The sequence below is a fragment of the Micromonospora sp. MH33 genome (assembly GCF_003013775.1).
Lineage (GTDB): Bacteria > Actinomycetota > Actinomycetes > Mycobacteriales > Micromonosporaceae > Micromonospora > Micromonospora fulviviridis.
The window spans coordinates 1-24,157 of the sequence record NZ_MUYZ01000075.1 but is presented as its reverse complement, the minus strand read 5'-3'; the positions used below and the strand labels follow the sequence as shown (position 1 = coordinate 24,157).

Annotated in this window: 30 protein-coding genes and 1 riboswitch; of the genes, 21 read left to right on the top strand and 9 right to left on the bottom strand. The window is 73.2% G+C overall.

The genetic code is table 11. From position 1 onward, the window contains the following. Nucleotides 1–459, bottom strand: a 459-nt coding sequence (eccD, locus tag B0E53_RS14555) for a type VII secretion integral membrane protein EccD (protein WP_107076556.1), incomplete at its 3' end; no start/stop codon positions are given. A gap of 171 nt (nt 460–630) precedes the next feature. Here eccD and eccCa point away from each other — a divergent pair. The 7 genes from eccCa (at nt 631) to B0E53_RS14520 (ending at nt 7,250) form a co-directional block, all read left to right on the top strand. Next, complete coding sequence (gene eccCa / locus B0E53_RS14550) at nt 631–4,596, top strand: type VII secretion protein EccCa (RefSeq protein WP_107076555.1); 3,966 nt, start codon at nt 631–633, stop codon at nt 4,594–4,596. Nucleotides 4,597–4,665: 69 nt separating this feature from the next. Continuing rightward, nucleotides 4,666–5,085 carry a YbaB/EbfC family nucleoid-associated protein gene (locus B0E53_RS14545; RefSeq protein ID WP_107076554.1) on the top strand — a complete coding sequence of 140 codons (420 nt, stop codon included), beginning with the start codon at nt 4,666–4,668 and terminating at the stop codon, nt 5,083–5,085. A gap of 16 nt (nt 5,086–5,101) precedes the next feature. Further along, nucleotides 5,102–5,395, top strand: a complete 294-nt coding sequence (locus B0E53_RS14540) for a hypothetical protein (RefSeq protein WP_107076553.1) — start codon at nt 5,102–5,104, stop codon at nt 5,393–5,395. A 31-nt stretch (nt 5,396–5,426) separates the two neighbouring features. Beyond that, nucleotides 5,427–6,152: a hypothetical protein gene (locus tag B0E53_RS14535; RefSeq protein ID WP_210406062.1), complete on the top strand. Its 726-nt coding sequence runs from the start codon at nt 5,427–5,429 to the stop codon at nt 6,150–6,152. Further along, nucleotides 6,149–6,430, top strand: coding sequence for a hypothetical protein (locus B0E53_RS14530; protein ID WP_146167670.1), 282 nt, complete (start codon nt 6,149–6,151; stop codon nt 6,428–6,430). The genes B0E53_RS14535 and B0E53_RS14530 overlap by 4 nt, the downstream gene beginning before the upstream one ends. 204 nt (nt 6,431–6,634) lie before the next feature. Next, nucleotides 6,635–6,943 (top strand): WXG100 family type VII secretion target, encoded by a 309-nt coding sequence (locus B0E53_RS14525; RefSeq protein WP_091314826.1) that lies wholly within the window; start codon nt 6,635–6,637, stop codon nt 6,941–6,943. A 28-nt stretch (nt 6,944–6,971) separates the two neighbouring features. Then, on the top strand, nt 6,972–7,250 hold the full coding sequence (locus tag B0E53_RS14520) for a WXG100 family type VII secretion target (protein WP_107076550.1): 279 nt from the start codon (nt 6,972–6,974) through the stop codon (nt 7,248–7,250). On the opposite strand, the gene B0E53_RS14515 is transcribed toward B0E53_RS14520, so the two are convergent. Next, the gene (locus B0E53_RS14515) at nt 7,208–8,410 is read right to left on the bottom strand and encodes a S8 family serine peptidase (protein WP_246835400.1); all 1,203 of its coding nucleotides are present in this window, start codon (nt 8,408–8,410) and stop codon (nt 7,208–7,210) included. The two genes, B0E53_RS14520 and B0E53_RS14515, sit on opposite strands and share 43 nt — an antisense overlap. 59 nt (nt 8,411–8,469) lie before the next feature. After that, nucleotides 8,470–8,811: a helix-turn-helix domain-containing protein gene (locus B0E53_RS14510; RefSeq protein WP_107076549.1), complete on the bottom strand. Its 342-nt coding sequence runs from the start codon at nt 8,809–8,811 to the stop codon at nt 8,470–8,472. A 216-nt stretch (nt 8,812–9,027) separates the two neighbouring features. Here B0E53_RS14510 and B0E53_RS14505 point away from each other — a divergent pair, with 216 nt between their 5' ends. Continuing rightward, a complete protein-coding gene (locus B0E53_RS14505) occupies nt 9,028–9,696 on the top strand; it encodes a carbonic anhydrase (RefSeq protein ID WP_107076548.1) in 669 nt (222 codons plus the stop codon). Nucleotides 9,697–9,758: 62 nt separating this feature from the next. Here B0E53_RS14505 and B0E53_RS14500 read toward each other — a convergent pair whose 3' ends face one another. Both B0E53_RS14500 and B0E53_RS14495 read right to left on the bottom strand, forming a co-directional pair. Next, nucleotides 9,759–10,778, bottom strand: coding sequence for a hypothetical protein (locus B0E53_RS14500; RefSeq protein ID WP_107076547.1), 1,020 nt, complete (start codon nt 10,776–10,778; stop codon nt 9,759–9,761). 3 nt (nt 10,779–10,781) lie between these two features. After that, nucleotides 10,782–10,913: riboswitch (cyclic di-AMP (ydaO/yuaA leader) on the bottom strand. Between the two features lie 154 nt (nt 10,914–11,067). Further along, entirely contained in the window at nt 11,068–12,393 is a 1,326-nt protein-coding gene (locus tag B0E53_RS14495; RefSeq protein WP_107076546.1) for a YibE/F family protein, read from the bottom strand. Between the two features lie 199 nt (nt 12,394–12,592). On the opposite strand from B0E53_RS14495, the gene B0E53_RS14490 reads away from it, so the two are divergent. Continuing rightward, on the top strand, nt 12,593–13,015 hold the full coding sequence (locus tag B0E53_RS14490; protein WP_107076545.1) for a DUF6153 family protein: 423 nt from the start codon (nt 12,593–12,595) through the stop codon (nt 13,013–13,015). Between the two features lie 84 nt (nt 13,016–13,099). Then, nucleotides 13,100–13,726 carry a DUF305 domain-containing protein gene (locus B0E53_RS14485; protein ID WP_246835399.1) on the top strand — a complete coding sequence of 209 codons (627 nt, stop codon included), beginning with the start codon at nt 13,100–13,102 and terminating at the stop codon, nt 13,724–13,726. 44 nt (nt 13,727–13,770) lie between these two features. Here B0E53_RS14485 and B0E53_RS14480 read toward each other — a convergent pair whose 3' ends face one another. Further along, complete coding sequence (locus tag B0E53_RS14480; protein ID WP_046568942.1) at nt 13,771–14,070, bottom strand: metal-sensitive transcriptional regulator; 300 nt, start codon at nt 14,068–14,070, stop codon at nt 13,771–13,773. Nucleotides 14,071–14,223: 153 nt separating this feature from the next. On the opposite strand from B0E53_RS14480, the gene B0E53_RS14475 reads away from it, so the two are divergent. The 11 genes from B0E53_RS14475 to B0E53_RS14425 all read left to right on the top strand — a co-directional run bounded on the left by B0E53_RS14475 (nt 14,224) and on the right by B0E53_RS14425 (nt 21,438). Beyond that, on the top strand, nt 14,224–14,433 hold the full coding sequence (locus tag B0E53_RS14475) for a cation transporter (RefSeq protein WP_107076544.1): 210 nt from the start codon (nt 14,224–14,226) through the stop codon (nt 14,431–14,433). A 35-nt stretch (nt 14,434–14,468) separates the two neighbouring features. Further along, entirely contained in the window at nt 14,469–15,449 is a 981-nt protein-coding gene (locus B0E53_RS14470; RefSeq protein WP_146167669.1) for a hypothetical protein, read from the top strand. A 14-nt stretch (nt 15,450–15,463) separates the two neighbouring features. Continuing rightward, nucleotides 15,464–17,719, top strand: a complete 2,256-nt coding sequence (locus B0E53_RS14465; protein WP_107076542.1) for a heavy metal translocating P-type ATPase — start codon at nt 15,464–15,466, stop codon at nt 17,717–17,719. A 134-nt stretch (nt 17,720–17,853) separates the two neighbouring features. Then, nucleotides 17,854–18,027, top strand: coding sequence for a CsbD family protein (locus B0E53_RS14460; protein ID WP_107076541.1), 174 nt, complete (start codon nt 17,854–17,856; stop codon nt 18,025–18,027). Nucleotides 18,028–18,159: 132 nt separating this feature from the next. After that, entirely contained in the window at nt 18,160–18,657 is a 498-nt protein-coding gene (locus B0E53_RS14455; protein WP_107076540.1) for a hypothetical protein, read from the top strand. Between the two features lie 111 nt (nt 18,658–18,768). After that, entirely contained in the window at nt 18,769–19,194 is a 426-nt protein-coding gene (locus B0E53_RS14450; RefSeq protein WP_107076539.1) for a YbaB/EbfC family nucleoid-associated protein, read from the top strand. Next, complete coding sequence (locus B0E53_RS14445; RefSeq protein ID WP_107076538.1) at nt 19,194–19,517, top strand: hypothetical protein; 324 nt, start codon at nt 19,194–19,196, stop codon at nt 19,515–19,517. The genes B0E53_RS14450 and B0E53_RS14445 overlap by 1 nt, the downstream gene beginning before the upstream one ends. 2 nt (nt 19,518–19,519) lie before the next feature. Continuing rightward, entirely contained in the window at nt 19,520–20,014 is a 495-nt protein-coding gene (locus B0E53_RS14440) for a hypothetical protein (RefSeq protein ID WP_107076537.1), read from the top strand. 7 nt (nt 20,015–20,021) lie between these two features. Further along, nucleotides 20,022–20,555 carry an EndoU domain-containing protein gene (locus B0E53_RS14435; RefSeq protein ID WP_246835398.1) on the top strand — a complete coding sequence of 178 codons (534 nt, stop codon included), beginning with the start codon at nt 20,022–20,024 and terminating at the stop codon, nt 20,553–20,555. Next, nucleotides 20,552–20,995 (top strand): hypothetical protein, encoded by a 444-nt coding sequence (locus tag B0E53_RS14430; protein ID WP_107076536.1) that lies wholly within the window; start codon nt 20,552–20,554, stop codon nt 20,993–20,995. The genes B0E53_RS14435 and B0E53_RS14430 overlap by 4 nt, the downstream gene beginning before the upstream one ends. After that, a complete protein-coding gene (locus B0E53_RS14425; protein WP_246835397.1) occupies nt 20,956–21,438 on the top strand; it encodes a hypothetical protein in 483 nt (160 codons plus the stop codon). The genes B0E53_RS14430 and B0E53_RS14425 overlap by 40 nt, the downstream gene beginning before the upstream one ends. Nucleotides 21,439–21,582: 144 nt before the next feature. On the opposite strand, the gene B0E53_RS14420 is transcribed toward B0E53_RS14425, so the two are convergent. From B0E53_RS14420 to B0E53_RS14410, 3 genes are all read right to left on the bottom strand, one after another. Beyond that, nucleotides 21,583–22,827 (bottom strand): sigma-70 family RNA polymerase sigma factor, encoded by a 1,245-nt coding sequence (locus B0E53_RS14420; protein WP_107076535.1) that lies wholly within the window; start codon nt 22,825–22,827, stop codon nt 21,583–21,585. Then, on the bottom strand, nt 22,824–23,183 hold the full coding sequence (locus B0E53_RS14415) for a YciI family protein (RefSeq protein ID WP_246835401.1): 360 nt from the start codon (nt 23,181–23,183) through the stop codon (nt 22,824–22,826). The genes B0E53_RS14420 and B0E53_RS14415 overlap by 4 nt, the downstream gene beginning before the upstream one ends. Nucleotides 23,184–23,285: 102 nt before the next feature. Then, nucleotides 23,286–24,157 (bottom strand): DUF2786 domain-containing protein (locus tag B0E53_RS14410; protein WP_107076533.1); only part of this gene is annotated, 872 nt, incomplete at its 5' end.

Sequence of the window (24,157 nt, the reverse complement as noted above, 5' to 3'; positions counted from 1 at the left end):
GGCGAGCGCGCCGGGCAGCTGCGGCGGCCCGGCGAGCAGCGTGGCCGCCGCACCGGCGGCCAGCGCCGCACCGGCGAACAGCACCGAGAAGGCCCGCGTGGTGCCGACCTGCCAGGCGCCGGCCCGCTGGTTGGTCGCCGTGGCGACCGCGTCCACCACGTCGTCGAAGACGATCTCGGGCGCGGCGGCGGCGCGCGGGTTGAAGTAGAGCACCTCGCCGTCGCGGACGCCGAGCTGCGCGGCGGTACGGCCGCCGTCGAGCGGCTGCCCACCGAGCCGGGACAGGCTCCAGCCGCCGTGCCGCACGCCCTCGTCGGCGAGGTCCTCGCCGGCGTAGCGCAGCAGCGTCGGCAACAGGTCGGCCAGCGGCACGTCGGACGGCAACGCCAGATCCATCCTGGTCCGCGGCGCCACGATGGTGATCCGGCTCAGTCCGCCGGTCGCCGTCTTCGTCGCCACTGTGGCCTCCTCGTGCTCGCCTACGATCCACCTCGGCCGCCCGCGCCGCCCCCGTGGGTCCACGACGCCTCCGGGAGATTACCTACGATGGCGGTCGCACAGGTTGCCCACCCGACGACTCGGGTGCGTCGGCCGACCACGAGCAGGGCCGCTTCTGGGGAGGAGACAAGGTTGAGCACGGTGGTGTTCCGCCGGCTTCCGCGTCAACCGGGGCCCGCGCTGCCGCGCGGGGAGGTGCTGCTGGAGTCCCCGCCCGAACTGCCGGAGCCGCAGGCCAAGGGCATGGGTCAGGTGCTGATGATCCTGCCGATGCTCTGCGGCGTCGGCGCGATGGCCTTCCTCTACGCCGGTCGCGGCGGCGGCATGATGACGTACGTGGCCGGCGGCCTGTTCGGCGTGTCGATGCTGGGCATGGCGGTCGGCACGCTCGGCAACGGCGGCAACGACAAGGCCGAGCTGAACGCCCAGCGGCGCGACTACATGCGCTACCTGGCCCAGATGCGCAAGCGCACCCGGCGGGCCGCCGAGCAGCAGCGCGCCGCGATGACCTGGCGGCACCCGGAGCCGGACGCGCTCTGGTCGGTCGCCGCCTCGCGCCGGCTGTGGGAGCGGCGGATCACCGAGGACGACTTCGGCGAGGCCCGGATCGCGCTCGGCCCGCAGCGGCTGGCCGTGGAGATCGTGCCGCCGGAGACCAAGCCGGTGGAGGACCTGGAGCCGATGAGCGCCATCGCGCTGCGCCGGTTCGTCCGGGCCCACTCCAGCGTGCCGGACCTGCCCACCGCGTTGTCGCTGCGCGCGTTCAGCCGGGTCGCGTTGCGCGGTGACCGGGAGCCGGTGCTCGACCTGGCCCGGGCCGCGCTGGGTCAGCTGGTCACCTTCCACGCCCCGGACGACCTCCTGGTGGCCGTGGTGGCCGCGCCCGACCGGCAGCCGGTGTGGGACTGGGTGAAGTGGCTGCCGCACGCCCAGCACCCGGGGCGTACGGACGCGGCGGGCGCACGCCGGATGGTCTTCGCCAGCCTCGCCGAGGCGGAGGCGGCGCTCGCCAACGAGCTGGGCGGCCGGCCCCGGTTCGCCCCGGAGGCGAAGCCGCTCACCACCGCGCCGCACCTGGTGGTGGTGCTCGACGGCGGGGAGGTCTCGTCGACCTGCGCGCTGATGGGGCCGGGCCTGCTGGGCGCCACGGTGATCGACCTCTCCGGGGCGGTGCCCCGCGACGCCGGCCGCTGGCTGCTCTGCCTGGACGCCGGCGACGGCAGCGGGCTGGACCTGGTCCGCGGTACGGCCAACTCCCGGCTGGGCCGGCCGGACCGGCTGAGCATGGCGGCCGCCGAGGGGCTGGCCCGGCAGATCGCCCCCTACCGGCTCTCCCAGCAGCAGGGCACCAGCACCGAGGAGCCACTGGCCCGCAGCATGGAGCTGCCGGACCTGCTCGGCGTCGGCGACGCGGCCACGGTGGACACCCAGCAGACCTGGCGGCCGCGCAGCCACCGGGACCGGCTGCGGATCCCGCTCGGCGTCGGGCCGGACGGCAACGTGGTGGAGCTGGACTTCAAGGAGTCCGCGCACGAGGGCATGGGCCCGCACGGCCTGGTCATCGGCGCGACCGGTTCCGGCAAGAGCGAACTCCTGCGTACGGTGGTCGCGGCGCTGGCCGTGACCCACTCGTCCGAGGAACTCAACTTCGTCCTGGTCGACTTCAAGGGTGGCGCCACCTTCGCCTCGCTGGACGCGTTGCCGCACACCAGTGCGGTCATCACCAACCTCTCCGACGAGCTGCCGCTGGTCGACCGCATGCGGGACGCGCTGGCCGGTGAGATGAACCGCCGCCAGGAGGTGCTGCGGGCGGCCGGCAACTACGTCTCGCGCTACGACTACGAGAAGGCCCGGGCCGCGGGCGAGCCGCTGGAGCCGATGCCCAGCCTGCTCATCATCTGTGACGAGTTCTCCGAGCTGCTCGCCGCGAAGCCGGACTTCATCGACCTCTTCGTGATGATCGGCCGGCTCGGCCGGTCGCTCGGCGTCCACCTGCTGCTGGCGAGCCAGCGGCTGGAAGAGGGGAAACTCCGGGGACTCGACACCCACCTGTCGTACCGGATCGGTCTGCGGACCTTCTCGGCGGTGGAGAGCCGGATCGTGCTCGGCGTGCCGGACGCGTACGAGCTGCCGAGCGCGCCCGGCCACGGCTACCTCAAGACCGACACCGCCACCATGCTCCGGTTCCGCGCCGCCTACGTCTCGGGCCCGTACCGGGCGCCGGGGCAGGTGCAGCGCTCGGTCCGGGCGCAGGTGCAGCGCCGGATCGTCCCGTACGGCATCGACTACGTGCCGGCGCCGGCCCTGCCGAGCCCGGCCGAGACCGCGCCCGAGCCGGAGCAGACCGGCGACGGCAAGGCCGTGGCCATGCTGGACGTGCTGATCGACCGCCTCAAGGGGCAGGGCCGCCCGGCGCACCAGGTCTGGCTGCCGCCGCTGGCCGAGCCGTCGGGCCTGGCCGAGCTGCTGCCGCCGCTGAAGGTGCACCCCACGTTCGGGCTCACCACCGCGGACTGGCCGGGGCGGGGCCGGCTCGCCGTGCCGGTGGGCATCGTCGACCGCCCGTACGAGCAGCGCCGCGACCCGATGATGGTCGACCTCTCCGGGGCCGGCGGCAACGTGGTGATCGTCGGCGCCTCGCTGAGCGGCAAGAGCACCATGCTGCGCACGATGCTGGCCTCGCTGGCGCTCACCCACACCCCGCGCGAGGTGCAGTTCTTCTGCCTCGACTTCGGCGGTGGCGCGCTGCGCAGCCTGGACGGGCTGCCGCACACCTCCGGTGTGGCCGGGCGGCGGGACGTCGAGGCGGTCCGCCGGACCGTGGCCGAGGTGGTCGCCGTCATCGACGAGCGGGAGAACCGGTTCACCCAGCACGGCATCGACTCGGTGGCGAGCTACCGGCGGCGCCGGGCGGCCGGGGAGTTCGCCGACGACCCGTTCGGTGACGTCTTCCTCGTGGTCGACGGCTGGAACACGCTGCGCCAGGAGTACGAGGAGCTGGAGCAGACCATCACCAACCTGGCCAACCGCGGGCTCGGTTTCGGCGTACACGTGGTGATCACCGCCGTGCGGTGGGCGGAGATCCGGATCAACATGCGGGACCTGCTCGGCACCAAGCTGGAGCTGCGGCTCGGCGACCCGGCCGAGTCGGAGATCGACCGGCGGGCCGCGCAGAACGTGCCGGTCGGCGCGCCGGGTCGCGGTCTGACCCGCGACAAGCTGCACTTCCTCACCGGGATCTCGCGGATCGACGGCAAGCGCGACATCGAGGACCTGACCGAGGCGTCGGTCGCCCTGGCCGGGCACGTGGCGGCCAACTGGCCGGGCCGCCCGGCGCCGAAGGTACGGCTGCTGCCGCGCAAGCTGGCGGTCGGCGAGCTGGCGAAGGTGATCGACCGCTCGGCCCCGGGCATCCCGATCGGCGTCAACGAGTCGGCGCTCGCCCCGGTCTACCTGGACCTGACGACCGAGCCCCACCTGACCGTGTTCGGCGACGCCGAGTGCGGCAAGACCAACCTGCTGCGGCTGATCGCCCGGGGCGTCGCCGAGCGGTACACGCCGGCCCAGGCCCGGCTGGTCATCGCCGACTACCGGCGCGGTCTGCTGGGTGCCGTCGAGGGCGACCACCTGCTCGACTACGCACCGTCCAACCAGGTCTTCAGCCAGGGCCTCGGCTCGATCCGGAGCGCCCTGCAGAACCGGCTGCCCGGGCCGGACGTGACCACCGCCCAGCTGCGCGACCGGAGCTGGTGGAAGGGGCCGGAGCTCTACATCCTGGTGGACGACTACGACCTGGTCGCCTCCGGTGGCAACAACCCGCTCAGCGCCCTGCACGAACTCCTGCCGCAGGCGCGGGACATCGGCCTGCACCTGATCATCACCCGTCGGGTGGGCGGCGTGGCCCGGGCCCTCTACGAGCCGGTGCTGCAACGCCTGCGTGAGCTGGACTCGCCGGGCCTGCTGATGTCCGGCAGCCGCGAGGAGGGCGCGGTCTTCGGCAACCTGCGGCCGAGCCCGCAACCGCCGGGCCGGGGCACGCTGGTCCGCCGTCGGGACGGCCAGCAGCTCATCCAGACCGCCTGGACGGAGCCCGCATGACGGGGCGGACGTCCCACGAACGGGTCCGGTAGCGTCGGCTCGACCGCCAGTGGTGAGGAGAGGACAGTCGTGAGCACCTCGTGGGGTTACGGCGGCGCCGGTGGCGCCGTGGAGAACCTGTTGCGCCATGCGCAGGAGCAGCAGCGCCGGCTGGCGGAGTTCCAGCAGCAGCGCGCCGAACTGCGCGTGACCGGGGAGAGCCCGGACGGCCTGGTCCGGGTGACCGTCGACGGTGACATGAAGGTCGGCGGCATCGACATCAACGCCCGGGCGATGCGGCTGGACAGCTACACCCTGGCCGAGTCGCTCCAGGCCGCCATCGACGCGGCGTACGCCTCCTTCGCCGAGCGGCAGCAGGAGCTGATGACCGAGATGCTCGGCGGCTCGGAACTGGTCCGCCAGGCGCAGGCGGGCAACCTCACCCCGGAGGACTGGTTCCGCCAGTTCGGGGTGGACCTGACCGACCCGACCCGCGGCCTGCGCCGCTGACCAGGGAGGAGACGCGGTGGCGAACAAGGTCGACGTCGACGCGATCCGCAAGGCGAGCCAGAAGCTCGATGCTCCGGACGGCCCGATCCAGTACCTGCGCAACGTGCAGACGCTGCTGGAGAGCGTGAAGCTGCCGGACGGTGCGCTGACCCTCTTCGGCGGGTCGACCGTGCAGGCGCACAACGCTTCGGTGGACGGTCACCTGAAGAACGTCAAGACCGGCATCGAGCACCTGCACAAGGCGGCCGAGCAGCTGGAGCAGACCGCCAAGAACTGGGAGAAGTCGGACCAGCCGTGGGTGGTCAAGTGACCGGCCGGGCACGCGACGGGGAGAGCAGCTGATGTCGGAGATCCTGATCGCCAACGCGGCCGGCACGGTGACCGGCACGCACACGGTCGCCGCCGCGACCGCGCCGGTGCGCGGCCTGCTGCCCGCGGCCCGGGCCAACTGGATGTGGCTGGTCTTCGCCGGCGCGCTGGGTGCGGCCATCGCCTACCTGGAGACGTTCGACAACGACGAGGTCAACAAGTCCATCAAGGAGTGGGGCGACGCGGCGCGGCTGCTCGGCGGCGACCAGTTCGGCGAGGCGCTGGGGCAGGTCCCGCCGTCGGACGCCGAATGGGACTTCGACGACCGGGACGCGTTCGACCTCTTCCTGCGCAAGCTCGGCGCGGAGATCAACTCGCTGGCCGAGGCGTTCAACGCCAACAAGGACACCCTCACCTCGGCCCGGGACGCCTTCAACGACGCGGTGAACGCGCTGGTGGACGCGCTCATCCCGATCCTGATCGCGGTGATCGCGTCGGTGGCCCTGCAGGCGTTCCCGCCGACCGCGCCCATCGCGGAGGCGATCGGCGTGGCCGGGATGGTGGCGAGCGCGGCGATCCTGTCGCTGGTCTTCGGTGACATCAGCGCGCTGTTCTCGGCCGTCATGTCCGGCTTCCAGGGCAACGACCGGTTCGCCTTCGTGTCGGACTCCCGACCCGGCTGGGCGGCCACGGGCCAGGACCCGGACATCAAGGACATCAAGATCGACTGGGTGCAGGACTCCAAGTTCTACCAGTGACGGGAAGGGGCCCCGGGGTGCTGCTGGTGCTCTTCGTGTACTTCCTGGTGACCGTGCCGGCCTTCCTCGGGCTGGCGCTGGTCGCCCAGTTGTCCCGCGCCGCGTGGGCGAAGCGGGCCAGTGAGGTGGTGTTGCTCACCGGGGTCGCCGCGCTGATCCCGGTGGTGCTCGCCCGGGCGCTCGACCGGCCGGTGCTCTGGCTGTTCGTGGCGCTGCTGGTCGTCGTGCTGGTCTTCGGCGCGGTGATGCACGTGAGGACGTATCGGCGGCCGTCCTGAGCCGCCACTGGCGTCCGCGACCGTCCACGTCGTACGGTCTGATCGCCGGACGGCGTTGTGCGCCATGGGGATCCAGGGCTGCGCGGATTGGACGTCGTCCGCTACGGTTCGGATGAAGTGTCCGTCGGTGGGGTGTGTACGCCTTGCCGCGGGGGAGGGGCGCGGCGGATCCGCCGCCACAGAGATGACGGAAGGGTGTGAAGCATGGCGTTCGAGGTCAGTGCAGCGACTCTGCACACCGCCGCGAGTGACGTGCGGTCCACGCGCAGCGACGTCGACGGTGAGCTCAAGAAGCTGTGGAATGTCGTCGACGACCTGGCCATGGCCTGGAAGGGCGGGGCGTCCACGGGTTTCCAGAACCTGATGCTGCGTTGGAACGAGGACACGAACAAGCTGCTGACGGCGATGGACAACATCGCCGACCTGCTTGACAAGTCCGGCACGACGCACCAGGTCAACGACGAAGAGCAGCAGCAGATGCTGGACAAGTTCCACTCTGCTCTCAACCCGTGATCCGCGAAGACAGGCAGAGGAGGAATCGATGAGCATCAAGGTTGACTACGCTGTCCTCGAGAGCAGCAACCAGCAGATGCAGGCCATCTCGCGGACCATCGACGAGAAGCTGGACACGCTTCGCTCGATGCTGACCAAGCTCGAGTGGGAGGGCCAGGACCGCGCCGCCTACGAGCAGCACCAGGCTCAGTGGGACGCCGCCGTGCGGGACATCAACAAGGTCCTGAACGAGATCGGCGGGGCGGTGGGCATCGCCCGCGAGAACTACATGACCACCGAGATGAGCAACTCCAAGGTCTGGGGCTGACCCGACCGAACCGCTGCGGCTCCGCTCCGGCTCACGCCGGGGTCGGGGCCGTGGTGCTTTTCCGGGCCGGCTCCGGTGCCGGCCCGGTTCAGGCGTCCTGCGGCGCGGTCCGGCGGCCGGGGCGCCAGCTGCGTCGCCGGCCCCGGACCAGGATCGGCCGCAGCGCCAGCAGGACCCCGGCCAGCAGCGCGCCGACCGCCGCCACCCAGATCGCCACGGTGCGCTGCCAGGCCAGCGGATCGGTGCGCGGCGCCGGCGCCGGCATCGCGCCCAGCGGCGGCGCCCGAGACGTACGCGGTGGCGAAGCTGGTGCCGCCCTGCGGCTCGGCCCGGTAGCCGGCGCCCTGCGGGGCGGGGCCCACGATGTTCAGTCCGGGCGCGGCGATGTCCACATAGTCGCCGGTGACCGAACTGCCGACGTGCTCGCCGTTCTCGTCCACCCCGGCCACCGCGATGACGCCCGGGTACGCGGCCGGGTACGCCGGCTGGTCCTGCTGATTTTCCTGCCGGTTGCCGGCCGCGGCTACCAGGATCACGCCCTTGCCGAGGGCGTAGTCGACGGCCGCCTTGAGCGCCGGGTCGTCGAGGGTGACCAGGGAGAGGTTGATCACGTCGGCGTCGTGGTCGACCGACCATCGGATGGCTCGACCGATCTCGGCCGGGATGGACTCGTCGAAGGCCCGCTGGTTGTCGGCGAGCACGCGGACCGGCAGGATCCGGGCCTCCGGCGCGATCCCGGTGTACGGCGCGCCGGTGCCCTCCCGCCCGGCGATGATGCCCGCGATCAGGGTGCCGTGGCCGACCAGGTCGCACTGGCCGTGAAGCTTGGCGAGCTGGTTGAAGTCCTCGCCGGAGAGGACCCGGCCGCGCAGCAGGGGGTGGGTGGGAGAGACGCCGGAGTCGATGACCGCGACGGTGACGCCCTGCCCCTTGGTGACCCGCCAGGCCGCAGCGGGGTCGAGCCGGTTCAGCGCCCAGGGCGCCGCGGCCGGGGCGGGGCCGCCGGGTGGGCCGCACTTCGGGGCCGCCACGGCGGGCGCGGGCACCGCCAGCGCGCCGCCGAGGAGGGCGGCCACCGACACTCCGGAGAGGACGGATCGGATCCGGTGCCCGGTACGGACGTGCTCCGTCGTCCCGTCCGGCCGCAAGCTGTCGCGCACGCGGTGAGATTACCGTCGCCGCGCCGTCCGTGCGGTGACGGGCATCCGCGAGGAGGCGGTCAGCTCTCGGTCACCGGCTCCGCGACCGGCCCGGTGGTGAAGAGGGCGAGCAGAGCGCCCACCTGTTGGTCGGCCTCGGCCGGGTGCCGGAAGTGCCCGCTCGGGTTGATCGTGTACTCGTTGCGCCGGCCCACCCGGGTACGACGGAGGTAGCCACCGGCTTCCAGGTCGGCGACGATCGCCTGGGCGGCCCGCTCGGTCACCCCCACCTCGTCGGCCACGTCCCGCAACCGCGCCGTGGGGTTGCGCGCGATGGCCAGCAGCACGTGCCCGTGGTTGGTGAGGAAGGTCCAGTTCCGGCCGCTCCCGTTCTCGCCTGGTGTCGTCGCCATGGTCGTCATGGTATGGCCCTTCCCCGCGTCCCTCGGTCCTGGCCCGGCCCGGGCCTGCACGGCGGGGCCGGGTCCGGGCCGCCGTCAAGGGTGGCTCAACGTATGAAATGCGTATCACGTAAATCTTGACGTGCGTTGGACTGCGTGTGACGGTTGGTGCCGAGGCCGCCTCCGTCGCCGGCCGGCTGACCAGGTCGTTTTCGCGCGAGGACGAGGTGAGGATGGATGCCGCCGACCACTCCCGAACAGGCGCTCGCCGAGCTCCACGCCGGTAACCAGCGGTTCGTCACCGGTGTACCGCGCCATCCCAATCAGGACGCCGGGCACCGGGCTGCGGTCGCCGACGGGCAGCACCCGTTCGCCGTGATCGTCGGCTGCTCCGACTCCCGGCTCGCCGCCGAGATCATCTTCGACCGCGGCCTCGGTGACCTCTTCGTGGTCCGCACCGCCGGGCACACCGCCGGCCCCGAGGTGCTCGGCAGCGTCGAGTACGCGGTGACCGTGCTGGGCACCCCGCTCGTGGTGGTGCTCGGCCACGACTCGTGCGGCGCGGTCCAGGCCGCCCGCGAGGCGGTCCGCACCGGCACCTCGCCGTCCGGGCACCTCGGCGCGGTGGTGGACGCCGTCGCGCCCAGCCTGCTCCGGGCCGGCCGGGATGGCGTGGAGGATCTCGACACCATCGTCGACATCCACATCGCGCAGACCGTGGAGGCCCTGGTGGCCCGGTCCGCCGTGCTCGCCGAGCGGGTGTCCGCCGGGAAGGTCACGATCGTCGGCATGTCCTACCGGCTGAGCGCCGGCGAGGCGCGCACCGTGGCCCAGATTCCGGCTACCGCGCCGGTCACGCCGGTGCCCGCCCCGGCCGCACCCGCCGACCCGGCGCTCGCCGGCTGACCGATCCGCCAAACGTCGAGGGGCCGGCCCGCATCGCGGACCGGCCCCTTCGGCGTATGTCGTCAGAGCAGCGACATGTGCACGTGGTCGGTGTGGTTGGAGGGTCCGCTGTAGGACTTCCAGCCGGTGGCCGGGAACCAGATCTGCCGGTTCCAGATCACGTAGTAGATGCCCAGCCGGTCGGCGTTGCGGATGAGGAAGGCGGCGACGTTGTTGCCGTACATCCGCTGGTCCTTGGTCCGCCACGGGGAGAAGCCGCTGTTCTGCAGCGACCAGTCGCAGGCCCGGCCCTTGGGATGTTCCCACGGCCCGCCCGGGCGGTAGCAGCCCACGAAGCGGTTGAAGCCGGCCCGCTTCACCTCCTTGTACGCGTGCAGCGTGCGCGGGGTGATGCAGCCCGAGGTGGTCGGGTCGTCCTCGCTGCACGACTCCGGCTTCCAGTCGCCGTCGGCGGTCCGACCGGGGCCGATCCGGGCGACCGGCGAGGTGGCCGAAACCAGGCCGCCGGTGAAGCCGATCCCACCGACCAGCTGGAGCGCCTTCTCCGTCTCGGCCTTCTCGCGGGCCATCGCGTTCTTCTGCTTCTCCTGCTCGCGCACCTCGACGTCGAGCGCGATCTTGGCCTGCTCGGCGCGGTTCTTCGCGGCGTTGATGGCGGCGAGCTTCTGCGCGTTCATCAGGTTCAGCTCGTCGAGGGCGGCCGCCCGCCGGACGAACGAGTCGGGCGTGTTGCTCTCCAGCAGCATGGCCATGGCGCCCATCCGGCCGGTCCGGTAGGACTGCGCGGCCATCTGGGCCACCTGCGGGCTCAGCGCGTCGAGCTCGCTCTGCGCCGCCTTCACCTCGAGGGCGAGCTGGAGCTGGCGCTTGCGGGACTTGTCCAGCTTCGCCTTGGCCTGGAGGTAGGCCCGGTTGGCGGTGTCGATGGCCTCGGTGATGAGGGGGTCGTCGTCGTCCTCGGAGTGCCCTGAGGGGGTGGGGGTGCTCGGAGCGGCCGTCGCCGGGGTCGGCCCCACCAGCACGGTGAGCGCGGCCACAACGGCCACCACGGGGGTCAGCCAGCGCCGCAGGGGTGCCGTCACAGTGTTCCCTTCCGTCGGCCGCCGACCGGGTTAGCTGACGGGTTCGGGACGGAAGTGGCCCCTACCGCTCGCGCGGATTCACCCCATGTACCTGGTTCCCCGGCTCGCCCTCGGGCGATTGGGCGGCGGCACCGCTGGCGCCGGTGCGCGCCTTCGGCGGTGACCGGCAGCGAGGTTACCCGAGAGCCCTCCCCGGGTTCTACGTCCGGAAGCCGACCAATAGCGAGATTTCGTCCTCGCCCAGCGTGACCAGGATCGCGTTTGGAATGCGTCGTCACGCTGCGGAGTGTCACCATGCGGCCTCCGTGTTCCTGTCGCCGCCGGGCCATCCGCCGGCCCGTGGCCCGGGCGCCCCGCCGAGCGCCTCCAGGGCCTCGTTCCGCCCGGCCGGCGGCCGCGGCGCGGGGGAATCCGCCGGGTCCGCGGTGGTCCCGCGCCGCCCGGCGGTGGTGACGACCGCGGCCAGCCCGGTGGTCAGCGGTACGGCGGCGATCAGGCCGAGCGTGGCCACCGCGCTGCGGACGATCTCCTGGGCCAGGAACTCGCTGGTGAGGATCTGGCTCACCGGCCGGGAGTCGGCGACGAGCAGGAGCAGCAGCGGCAGCGAGGCGCCCGCGTACGCCAGCACGATGGTGTTGACCGTGGAGGCGATGTGCGCCCGGCCCACCCGGGTGGCCGCCCGGTAGAGGTGCCGGCGGGACAGCGCGGGGTTGGCGTGGGCCAACTCGGTGACCGTGGCCGCCTGGGTGACCGTGACGTCGTCCAGCACGCCCAGCGAGCCGATGACGATGCCGGCCAGCAGCAGGCCGTGCAGGTCCACGTCGCGCTGGAACATCGACAGGGTGGTCGCGTCCTCGCTGCCGAAGCCGGTGAGGTGGGTGGCGGCCGTGGCCAGGGTGCCGAGCACCCCGGTCAGCACCAGGCTGCCGAGGGTGCCGAGCACGGCCACCGAGGTCTGCGCGGTGATCCCGTGGGTCAGGTAGAGCACCACGAACATGATCAGCGCGGCGCCCACGATCGCCACGAGCAGCGGCGGCTGGCCGGCGCCGATCCCCGGCAGCACGAAGCCGAGCAGGACGGCGAAGCTCGCCGCGAGTCCGCCCAGCGCGGCCAGCCCGCGCCAGCGGCCGAACGCCACGATCGCCACGGCGAAGAGCACCGCGAGCCAGACCAGCGGCGTGCCGCGCTGGTGCTCGGCGATGTTGTAGCTCTTCACCGCCGGGTCGGCCGGGTCGGTCAGCTCGACCAGGATCACCTCGTCGCCGACCTCGACCCGGGGCGCGCCGGGGCCGGAGGGCACCGGCGTCTCGACCTGCCGGCCGGCGTCCGGGCCCTGCTCGGCGGCGACGGTCACCGTCCCGCACGGCCCGGCGGAACCGCCCGGGCCCCCCTCCGGCGCCTCCGGGGTCGGCGGGCAGGGCTCGGTCACCACCCGGGTCACCGTGCCGTGGTAGCGGGGCAGCGCCGGGGCGTCCGCCGGTTCCCGGTCCTGCCGGGGCCAGAGCACCAGCGCGGCGACCACGGTGATCAGGAAGAGCGGCACCACCGTCGCCACCAGGATCCGCCGTACCCCCGGCGGGGCGGACGGAGCGGGACGGGTGTGGTCGGCGCCCATGGCGTCTCTCCCAACGATTCGCAACGGGATTCGTGTCACCGGGCCGGTCGGTTCACCGGACCGGCCGGGGCGCCGCGGGGACGGCGCGGACCGGGTCGTCGCCCGGGAATGGTAGCCAGGCGGGTCCGGAGACGCCTCGGGACAGGGTGCTGCGGCGGTTCCCCCGGGGCGCGCCCGACCGGCCGGTTACCGTGGTGACATGGCGGGCTCGGCGGCGACCGGACGGTGGGTCCGGCTCCTGCTGCTGCTCTGCACGCTGGTCGGGCTGACCGCCATGCACACCCTGGGCCACGGCGCCCACTCCCCGGCGGACCACCAGGCGGGCCACCCGGCCAGGCACATCGCACCGGTCGCCATGGCCGCGGACTGCGTGGGCGAGGACTGCCCGGTACGCGCGCTGCCTCCGGCCGAGCCCGGCGGGGATCCGTCCGGGTGGAGCGTCTGCCTGGCCGTGCTCGGCGCGTTCGCCGTCGCGCTGCTGGTCGTCGTGCTGCTGCGGACCGGGTCGCGGGCCGTCGTCGCGGCGGCCGGCGGCCCGCTCCGGCACGCCGCCGGCCCGCGCGCCCCGCCGCCCCGGCCCTACGGGCTGCGCCTGGCGACGACGTCGGTGCTGCGCAGATAGGACGCCCGACGCGAGGGGACCGGACCACCGGTGCCCCGCGTCCGCCGTCCGCTGCGTACGTTCCGACACTCGAAAGGCACACTCGTGTTCAGTCGTACCATCGCGCGCCGGGCCGCTCTGGCCGGCGCGAGCATCACCGTCGCTCTCGCCCTGGCCGCCTGTGCCGACGACCCGATGTCCGGCCACGGCATGCCGGGCGCGGCCGGCACCGCCACGCCCGCCGCCGGGGCCTCGGCCTCGTTCGACGCCGCGGACGTGATGTTCGCCCAGATGATGATCCCGCACCACCAGCAGGCCGTGGAGATGTCCGAGCTGGCCGGGACCCGGGCGGTCGACCCGGAGGTGAAGAAGCTGGCCGGGCAGGTCACGGCGGCCCAGGGGCCGGAGATCGCCACCATGCGCGGCTGGCTCGCTGCCTGGGGCCGGCCGGCGCCCTCGGCGAGCGCCGGGCACGGCATGCCGGGGATGGACCACGGCATGCCCGGGATGATGTCCGAGGCCGACCTGGCCAAGTTGGCCGCGGCGTCCGGCACCGACTTCGACCGGCAGTTCCTGACCATGATGATCGCCCATCACGAGGGCGCCATCACCATGGCCAGGGAGGAGATCGCCCGTGGCGTCCACCCGGACGCCACGGCGCTGGCCCGGCAGATCGTCACCACCCAGCAGGGTGAGATCGACGCCATGAGGAAGGTGCTCGACCGGCTCTGAGCCAGGTGTCGGGTGCCTCGCCCGTGGCGGGGCACCCGGCCCGGTCAGCCGCGCTTCATCAGGCGGCCGACGGCGGCCATCATCTCGGTGGCCATCTCGTCGGCGCGGCCCTCGGCGGCGCCCTCGTGCATGCAGTGCCGGGCGTGCCCGTCCAGCAGGCCGAGGCCGACCTTGTCCAACGCGGCCTGGATGGCGGAGATCTGGGTCAGCACGTCGATGCAGTAGCGGTCGTCCTCGACCATCTTCTCGATGCCGCGGACCTGGCCCTCGATACGGCGGAGCCGCGCGAGCAGCTGGTCCTTGCTGGCGGTGTAGCCCCGGGTCGGGGTCGTCGGTGCGGTCATGACGTCAAGGATAGCGTACCCCTTGGGGGTATGGTACGGTTCTCGCCGTGGCCGATACCCCCACCGGGTAACGGTAGCGCCAGAGTGGCAGCCGTCTCTCTCCTGCTTACCCCCTGGGGGTATAGGATGGAGGCGGCGGAAGGGAGATGCGCGATGGTCACCACCACGTACCAGGTGCAGGGCATGACCTGCGGGCACTGCGTCAACTCGGTCAGCACCGAGGTGAGCGCGCTGCCGGGCGTCACCGACGTCCAGGTCGACCTGGCCTCCGGCCGGGTCACCGTCACCAGTGAGAGCCCGTTGGAGACGGACACCGTCCGCGCCGCCGTGGACGAGGCCGGTTACGACCTCGTCGGGGCGTGACGGGTCCGGGGACCCGAAGAAACCGAGGTACCACGATGAACACGCCGACGAAGCTGAGCGGCTTCGCCCTCGGTCTCGCGGCGGTGTTCGGCACGGCGTACGGGGTCGGCCACCTGACCGGCCCCGTCACCCCGGCCGCCGAGACCCGCCACGACGCCACCGACGCCGACCACGACTCCGCCGAAACCGACCACGGTGACGGGGGCCACGCGGCCACCGCCACCGCTCACCTGCCCGGCGGACTGCTCGTCTCCGAGCGCCGCTACACGCTCCAGCCGGTGACCGCCCCGGTGGGCGAGTTCGCCTTCCGGATCACCGGCCCGGACGGCCGGCCCGTCACCCGCTACGACGTGGCGCACGACAAGCGCATGCACCTGATCGTCGCCCGCCGCGACCTCTCCGGCTTCCGGCACGTCCACCCCGAACTGGCCGCCGACGGCACCTGGCGGGTCGCCTCACCGCTCGCCGGGCCCGGCGTGTGGCGGGCGTTCGCCGACTTCACCCCGACCGGCGGAGAGCCGCTCACCCTCGGGGTCGACGTCACCGTCCCCGGCACGCTGGACTCCCGGCCACTGCCGGCCCCGGCGAGCAGCACCACGGTCGACGGCTACACCGTCACCCTCACCGGCGGCCCGCAGCCCGGCCGGACCAGCCGGCTCACCCTGACCGTCAGCCGGGACGGCCGGCCGGTCACCGACCTCCAGCCCTACCTGGGGGCGTACGGGCACCTGGTGGCGCTGCGCCAGGGCGACCTGGCCTACCTGCACGTGCACCCGGAGGGCGCGCCCGGCGACGGGCGGACCCCGGCCGGGCCGGCGGTCACCTTCGCCGCCGAGGTGCCCTCGGCCGGCACGTACCGTCTCTACCTGGACTTCCGGCACGGCGACGCGGTGCACACCGCGGAGTTCACCGTGGTGGCCGGGGACCAGGCCGCTCCGGCGCCCGCCGCGCCGGCCCCCACGACCGCACCGACCCCGGACGCCGACCACGGCAGCCCGGGTCACGGGCACAGTTGACAGGAGGTGCCGCGATGACATCGACCGCGAAGTCCCTGCCGGTCGCGCCGAACATGATCGAACTCGCGATCGGCGGCATGACCTGCGCCTCCTGCGCCGCCCGGATCGAGAAGAAGCTCAACCGGATGGACGGCGTCGAGGCCACGGTCAACTACGCCACCGAGAAGGCCAGCGTCCGGTACGCCGACGAGGTCACCCCGGACGACCTGATCGCCACCGTGGAGAAGACCGGCTACACGGCCGTCGTCCCGCCGCCGCCCAGCCAGGTGGGGGCCGGGGCGACCGCCGGGCCGGTGGACGAGCTGCACGGGCTGCGTACCCGGCTGTGGGTGTCGGTGGTCCTGACCGTGCCGGTGGTCGTGTTGGCCATGGTGCCGGCCTGGCAGTTCGACTACTGGCAGTGGCTGTCGCTGACCCTGGCCGCCCCGGTGGTGGTCTACGGCGGCCTGCCGTTCCACCGGGCCGCCTGGATCAACCTGCGGCACGGCGCGGCGACCATGGACACCCTGGTCTCGCTCGGCACCCTGGCCGCGTTCGGCTGGTCGCTCTGGGCCCTCTTCCTCGGCGACGCCGGGATGCCCGGAATGACCCACCCGTTCCGGCTGGACATCACCCGCACCGACGGGGCCGGCAACATCTACCTGGAGGCCGCGGCCGGGGTGACCGTGTTCATCCTCGCCGGCCGCTACTTCGAGGCCCGCTCCAAGCGGACCGCCGGCGCCGCCCTGCGCGCCCTGCTGGAGCTGGGCGCCAAGGACGTCGCGGTGCTGCGCGGCGGGCAGGAGACCCGGATCCCGGTGGACCAGCTGGTGGTCGGCGACCGGTTCGTGGTCCGCCCGGGCGAGAAGATCGCCACCGACGGCGTGGTCGCGGAGGGCACCTCGGCGGTCGACGCCAGCATGCTCACCGGCGAGTCCGTGCCGGTCGAGGTGGGGCCGGGCGACACCGTGGTGGGCGCCACCGTCAACGCCGGCGGCCGGCTGGTCGTGCGGGCCACCCGGGTCGGCGGGGACACCCAGCTCGGCCAGATGGCGCGGCTGGTGGAGCAGGCGCAGACCGGCAAGGCGGCCGTGCAGCGGCTCGCCGACCGGATCTCCGGGGTCTTCGTGCCGATCGTGATCGCCCTCGCCGCCGGCACGCTGGGCTGGTGGCTCGGCACCGGGGCCGGGACGGCCGCGGCGTTCACCGCCGCGGTGGCGGTGCTGATCATCGCCTGCCCGTGCGCGCTGGGGCTCGCCACCCCGACCGCGCTGCTGGTCGGTACCGGGCGCGGCGCCCAGCTCGGCATCCTGATCAAGGGGCCGGAGGTGCTGGAGTCCACCCGCCAGGTCGACACCGTGGTGCTGGACAAGACCGGCACCGTCACCACCGGGAAGATGACCCTGGTCGAGGTGCTGCCCGCCGAGGGCGAGGACGCCGCCGACCTGCTCCGGCTGGCCGGCGCGCTGGAGGCGGCCTCGGAGCACCCGATCGCCCGGGCCGTCGCCGTCGGCGCCGCCGAGGCCGGACCGCTGCCCGCGGTCACCGGCTTCGCCAACGCCGAGGGCCTCGGCGTGACCGGCGCGGTGGACGGCCGTGAGCTGGTGGTCGGGCGGCTCCGGCTGCTGCGCGAGCGCGGTCTCGACGTACCCGAGGAGGTCGTGCGGGCGGCGACCGGCGCGGAGGCCGCCGGCCGTACGGCGGTCCTGGCCGGCTGGGACGGGCGGGCCCGCGGCGTCCTCGCGGTGGCCGACGTGGTGAAGCCGACCAGCCGGGCGGCGGTCGCCCGGCTGCGCGAGCTGGGGCTGACCCCGGTGCTGCTCACCGGCGACAACGCCACCGTGGCGAAGGCGGTGGCCGCCGAGGTCGGCATCGACCAGGTGATCGCCGAGGTGCTGCCGGCGGACAAGGTGGACGTGGTCGAGCGGCTCCAGGGCGAGGGGCGGACCGTGGCCATGGTCGGCGACGGGATCAACGACGCCGCCGCGCTGGCCCGGGCCGACCTGGGGCTGGCCATGGGCACCGGCACCGACGTGGCCATCGAGGCGTCCGACCTGACCCTGGTCCGGGGTGACCTGATGGCCGCCGTGGATGCCATCCGGCTCTCCCGGCGGACCCTCGCGATCATCAAGGGCAACCTGTTCTGGGCCTTCGCCTACAACCTGGCCGCCCTGCCGCTGGCCGCCGCCGGCCTGCTCAACCCGATGATCGCGGGCGCGGCGATGGCCTTCTCGTCGGTCTTCGTGGTGGCCAACAGCCTCCGGCTGCGCGGCTTCCGCCCGGTCGGCTGACCAGCCGGGTGCCGCCGGTCCCGGTCTCCGGTGCCGGCGGCACGTCCGTTCACTCCGGGTGAGTTCGGTGTGGTTGAGCGGGTGGCGGCCGGGGTACCTCCACCTGGTCAGGAAACTGCTGAGTGGAGGTTCCCATGGGTATCGACGACAAGATCGACAACGCGACCGAGAACACCGCCGGCAAGGTCAAGGAGGGCATCGGCCGGGCCACCGACGACGAGCGCCTCGAGGCCGAGGGTCGCAACGACCAGGCCGCCGCCAACCTGAAGCAGGCCGGCGAGAAGATCAAGGACGCCTTCAAGAGCTGACTCAGAGTCGTACGCTTCGCCGGGCCGGCAGCCTGCCGGCCCGGCGTACTGCGCGCGGCGGTGGCCTGGCCGCCGCGCGTCGTCACCGCCCGCTCCGGCCGGAACGACGGCCGCCGACCGCACGGGAGAACGATGTCCGGTACCACCGCGATCCGCGCCGCCGCCCTCGTGACGATGACCGCGCTCGCCGCGGCCTGCCAGTCCACCGAGGAGCCGACCGCCGAGCCGACCGCGGCGCCCAGCGCCACCGCGGCGCCCAGCGCCACCGCGCCTCCCGTGGCCACCGCCACGCCGTCGCCGGTCACCGCGGCGAACACCGCCGCCGTCTGCGCCGCGGTCGACAAGCTGATCATCGCCAAGAGCAAGGAGATCGCCGCCGACTCCGCGGCGGCGACCCGCCGGCAGCTCACCCCCGAGCAGATCAACGACGAGGTCAAGGCCGACCTCGCCGACCTGGCCGACGACGTGCGCGGGCAGGCCGCCCGGGCCGAGGACCCGGAGATCAAGGCGCTGGTCACCGACGCCGCCCGGCGGATCGAGGCCGGGGCGAAGTCGTCGGCCCCGGTGAAGTGGCTCGGCTCCACCTTCGTCGAGATCCCCCAGCGGCTCACCCGGGAGTGCCGCGCCTGACGACCGACGGACGTCCACGTCGGATTGTCCACAGTCACTCACCGGGGGTCACCGTGGCTGGCGCGTAATGCGTAGCATGCGAGACGACCTCGAACCCGGAGGAGCTTCGACATGGCCCACCCCGTCGATCCGTCCGGCCTCGGCCGCGTGCTGTCCGAGACCATGTCCGCGCTGGGGCGGTTCACGGCCGGCGCCGACGGCGAGGCGCCCCCGCCCCCCGAAGGGGTCGGCGAGGCGGCCGAAGGCCTGGTCCGGGTGACCGCCGGTCCGCCCGGGCGGATCACCGGGCTGGCCCTCGATCCCCGGGTGATGCGGCTGCCGAGCGAATCCCTGGCCGAGGAGATCAGCGGGGCGGTCAACGCGGCGCTGGCCGACCTTCAGGAGAAGGCGACCGCCGCGGTGTCCGGCGAGGTCGACCTGGGCTCGCTCGGCGAGCAGCTGCGCCGGATCCAGGAGGACGCCGGTCGGCAGCTCACCGCCTTCACCGACGCGCTGGTCGAGGCCCAGGACCGGCTGTCCGGCCAGGGCGGCCGGTGATGGCCATCGAGGTCGACCCGGACGGGCTGGGCGGTTCCGGACGCGCGCTGGGCGACGTGGCCACCCGGTTCAGCCAGGCCATGACGGCGTTCCAGGCCGAGCTGGCCGCCTTCGGCCGGCCCTGGGGCTCCGACGACATCGGTTCGCTGATCGGCGCCGCCCACGACGAGGTCTCCGCGTTCGCCTTCGAGTGCTTCGACACCGCGCTCGAGGAGGTCGCCGCCGCCGGCAGCGACCTCACCGACATGGCCGCCCGGTACGCCGAGGTCGAGGCCGGCATCAAACAGGGCTTCGACGGGCTGCGGCAGGCGCTGGGAGGCTGACGGTGGGGCTCGAACTACCCGGCGAGCTGCGCTCGCTGCTCGGCATCCTCGGCTACACCTGGCCGGAGGCCGACGAGGTCAAGCTCTTCGAGATGGGCAACGCCTGGATCCGCTTCTCCGGCACCCTGTCCGGCGTCGTGGCCGAGGCGAACACCGGGGCCGCCACCGTCTGGTCCAGTCACACGGGCCAGGACATCACCGCCTTCCAGTCCTGGTGGAACCGGGAGGACAGCCCCGCCGACAGCCTGCGCGACGGGGTGACCGCCGCGGTGCTCACCGGCACCGGGCTGATCATCTGCGGCGCCATCGTGCTCGCCCTGAAGATCGCCGTGATCGTGCAACTCGTCGTCCTGGCCATCCAGATCGCCCAGGCGATCGCCACGGCGGCGGTCACCTTCGGCGCCTCGCTCCTGGAGATCCCGATCTTCCAGCAGCTGGCCCGGACCATCGTCGGCAACCTCGTCCAAGAGGTGCTCTGGAAACTCCTCGACGGGTGACGGGCTGATGGCCAAGGGATCGGGAAAGGCCGGCGGCCGCCTGATGCGCGCGGCGCTGAAGTACCTGAAGCGCGCCAACAAGCGCAATCGTCCGGGGCGGATGAACGCCCACTTCCGGGACCACGTCTTCGGCGGCCACGTGAAGCCCGGACAGCCGAAGGGATCGGGCTACCACTATCGACCGGGCGGCCAGGACTTCCCAGGCCGCCGGCTCAAGCCCGGCACCACGTTGCGAGACCCGGCCACCGGCGTGTACCGGGCGGAACCGGAGTTCTTCGATCCGACGCTGAATCCGCCGCACGGCGCCTGGAAGCCCAAGGCCGGTAACGGCGGCCGGAGCTCGTTCTTTCCGGACGACTGGACTCCGGCCCAGGTCGACTCCGCAATCGCTGGCGCCTTCCAGAACGCGACCAGGGTTCCCGGCACCAACACCTGGCGTGGGACGTATCGAGGCGTCACCATCGAGGGCTTCTACAATAACTCCGGCGGATTCACCCACGGATGGCCGCTCGTCAATGAACCCCCGGGAGTCACGCCGTGAGCTTCATCAGCTTCGCGCTCGACCAGTACCGCCTGCCGGTCTTCGAGGTCGATGATCTGCGATACCAGCCGCTCGGCGGCTGGATCGTCACGGACATCTCGCGCGACATGCTGGCCTGCCTCGACGCCCTGGCGATGGCCGACGACGTCACCAACGGCCGGGCTCCCTTCGAGCCGTGGAGCAGCGAGAACTACGAGGTCTCCTTCACCCCGGACGGGTTCGTGTTCCGCAACGAATGGGTGGAGGGCGACGAGGCGCGGTATTCAGTGCCGGAGATCCGCGAGGCGCTCGAGACCTACTGGCGTTTCCTCGCCGCCCTGCCGGAGCGGCGGCAACTTGTCCGGGAGTATCACCCCGAGCTTCCCGAGTGGCAGGCCGACCTGCTGCGCTGGGAGGAGAAGTGGGGTCGACCGCACCCCTACCGGGGACGGCTGTTCTGAGCGTCGACATCTCCTTCTCGCTCGACGGGTTCCGGCTCCCGCTGTACGAGGTCGCTGACCGGCGCTACGAGCCGCTCGGCGTCTGGCTGATCGGCGACATCTCCATCTACTTCCGGGCCTGCCTGGACGCGCTGGAAATGATCGACGATGTCTCGAACGGTCGGTGGCCGGCCGAGGAGTGGAGCAGTGACAAATTCGAGGCGGCGTTCACCCCTGAGCGCGTGTCGCTGCAGAACCTGTGGCTGGAGAGCCAGCACGGCGAGTACGCCGTCCCGGAGGTCCGTGAGGTGCTGGAGCGGTACTGGCGCTTCCTGGTGAGCATGCCGGAGCGGACGCACCTGATCCGGGAGTACCACCCGGACCTCCCGCGGTGGCAGGCCGACCTGTTGCTGTGGGAGGAGACGTGGGGGCGCCCTCACCCGTACCGGGGCCGGCTTTTCTGATCTTGAACGGGGTCAGCGGGGAACGCGGTAGCGGATGTGGGTGACCGTGGGGGCGGCGACCACCCGCACCGGTTCCAGGGGCACGTCGAGAGGGCCGTCGAGGAGGGGCGTGCCGCCGCCCAGGACGCTCCCGGTCGGCGTAACTCATCGGTCGCCGGCCAGCCGCGCGGCGCGTACCTCCAGGTAGTGCCGCTCGGGCAGGCTGGTGGTGGCCCGGGCGGCGGCCAGGTAGGCGGTCCGGGCCTCGTCCCGGTCGCCGGCCAGTTCGAGGAGGTGGGCGCGGACGGCGGCCAGCCGGTGGTGGCCGGCGGTGCGCTCGTCGGCGTCCAGCGGCGCCAGCAGGGCGAGACCGGCCCGGGGGCCGTCCACCATGGCCACCGCGGCGGCCTGGTTGAGGGTGACCATCGGGTTCGGCGCCAGCCGGGCCAGCAGCCGGTAGAGCGCGACGATCTGCCGCCAGTCGGTGTCGGCCGCGGTGGGCGCCTCGGCGTGCACCGCCGCGATGGCGGCCTGCACCTGGTACGGGCCGGGTGCCGACCAGGTCAGCGCCTCGGTCACCAGGGCGACGCCCTCGGAGATCCCGGCCCGGTCCCAGCGGGTGCGGTCCTGCTCGGCCAGCGGCACCAGCTCGCCGCCCGGGCCGGTACGCGCCGCCCGGTGCGCGTCGGTGAGCAGCATCAGGGCCAGCAGCCCGGCCACCTCGCCGTCGTCGGGGAGCAGCCGGCGCAGCTCCCGGGCCAGCCGGATCGCCTCCCCGGTCAGCTCGGCCCGGTGCAGCTCGGCCCCGCTGGAGGCGGTGTACCCCTCGTTGAAGACCAGGTAGAGGACGTGCAGTACGGCGCGCAGCCGCGCGTCGCGGTCGGCCGCCGAGGGCATGTCGAAGCGGGCCCCGGCCGCCTCGATCCGCTGCTTGGCGCGGCGGATCCGCTGGCTCATCGTGGCCTCGGGCACCAGGTACGCCCGGGCGATCTCGGCGGTGCTCAACCCGCCCACCGCCCGCAGGGTGAGCGCCACCTGGGCGCTGACCGTGAGCGCCGGATGGCAGCAGAGGAAGAGCAGCTTCAGAGTGTCGTCCCCGCTCGGCGGCTCCTCGTCGGCCGGCGGGGCGACCGCCGCGTACGCCGGTTCCCGGACCGCCACCGCGACCTCGCGGTCCCGGCGGGCCCGCTCGCTGCGCCACTCGTCGGTGAGCCGGCGGGTCGCCACGGTGACCAGCCACGAGCGGGGATGATCCGGCAGGCCCTGCGCCGGCCACTGGGTGGCGGCGGCGAGCAGTGCCTCCTGGACGGCGTCCTCGCAGGCGTAGAACTGGCCGTGCCGGCGGACGAGCACGCCGAGGACCTGCGGCGCGAGGGCGCGCAGCAGATCCTCGACCGCCCGGTCGGTCACATCTCCGTCCCGGCCTGCTCCATCACCGCCCGCACCTCCAGCACGCCGACGCCGCGCGCGACGTCCGGCCAGCTGGCGGCGATCTCGGCGGCCCGCTCCGGGGTCTCACAGTCGACCATCAGGTAGCCGGCGAACTGCTCCTTGCTCTCCACGAACGGCCCGTCGGTGATCTCGGCGCCCCCGGCGCCGGGCCGGACGGTACGGGTCTGCGACGGGTGGGCCAGCGCCTCGCCGCCCACCAGCTCGCCGGACTCGGTCAGCTCCTTCATGATCACGTCGACGTCACTGAAGATCGCGTTCCGCTCCTCCTCGGACAGCTCCTCGACGAAGCCGGGCCGGTTCCAGATCAGCAGCATGTACTTCACGATCCACTCCTCGGGTACGGGCCACTGGCGGTGGCGCCTCTCGCAGACGGGTCGGAGCCGGCTCGCCTGATCCGACATCATCCCGGAGAAAAGTCAGCGGCTCCCGCGTACCGGGCGGCGCGTCGGCGTGCCGGCGTCGAGCGAGGCCCGGTCGGCGGCCGTGGTGCCCGAGGTCCAGCCCTCGGCGTCGCAGACCTGGAGCCGGTGCCGGGTGACGCCGGGGAAGAGCTGGTCGACCCGCTCCTTGACGGCGTCCGAGCGGGCGGCGAGCACCGGGAGCAGCCGGTCGTCGGCCCGTTCCTCCGCCACCGTCGCGGTGGCCGCCCGCAGCCGCTCCCCGATCCGCAGCGCGAACGCGTTGAGGAAGGACTCGTCGTAGCCCTTGGTGCGCCGGCCGCCGCCGGCGCGGCGCTCGCCCCGGCCGCGCAGCATCGCGGCGGTGGCCTGCACGAGCAGCGAGGTGTGCAGGAGCTCGACGGCGGCCAGGTCGGCCGGGAAGCCGAGGACGGTGGCGAAGCCCAGGTCGTCGGACCAGATCGACTCGCAGCGGTTGGCCGCCGCCACCTCCTGGATGAGCAGCGCCTTCGCGGCCGCGTACGGGGCGTCGGTGCCGAGCCGCACGCCGCCGGGCCGGTCCGGTCGCTCGGCGGCGGCGTCGAGCAGGGCGGCGTCGATGCTGTGCCGGGCCATCAACTCCTGCGCCTTGCCGGTGAGCGCCTCCGCCTCGGCCGGGAAGGTGGTCGACTCGGCCTTGGCCAGCAGCGCGCGTACCCGGTCCAGCATCCGGGAACCGGTGGGCGGGGCGGCGGCGCGCGGGGCGGCGGCCGGACCTCCGGGCGGCGGGCGGAGCACCGCGATCGGCGGAAGGCCCGCCACCAGGGCGAGTGCGTCGACGGCGTCCCGCAGCGCGCTGATCCGGTCGCCCTCGGCGCGCCGGTCCAGCCAGCCCGGGTCGCCGTCCCACC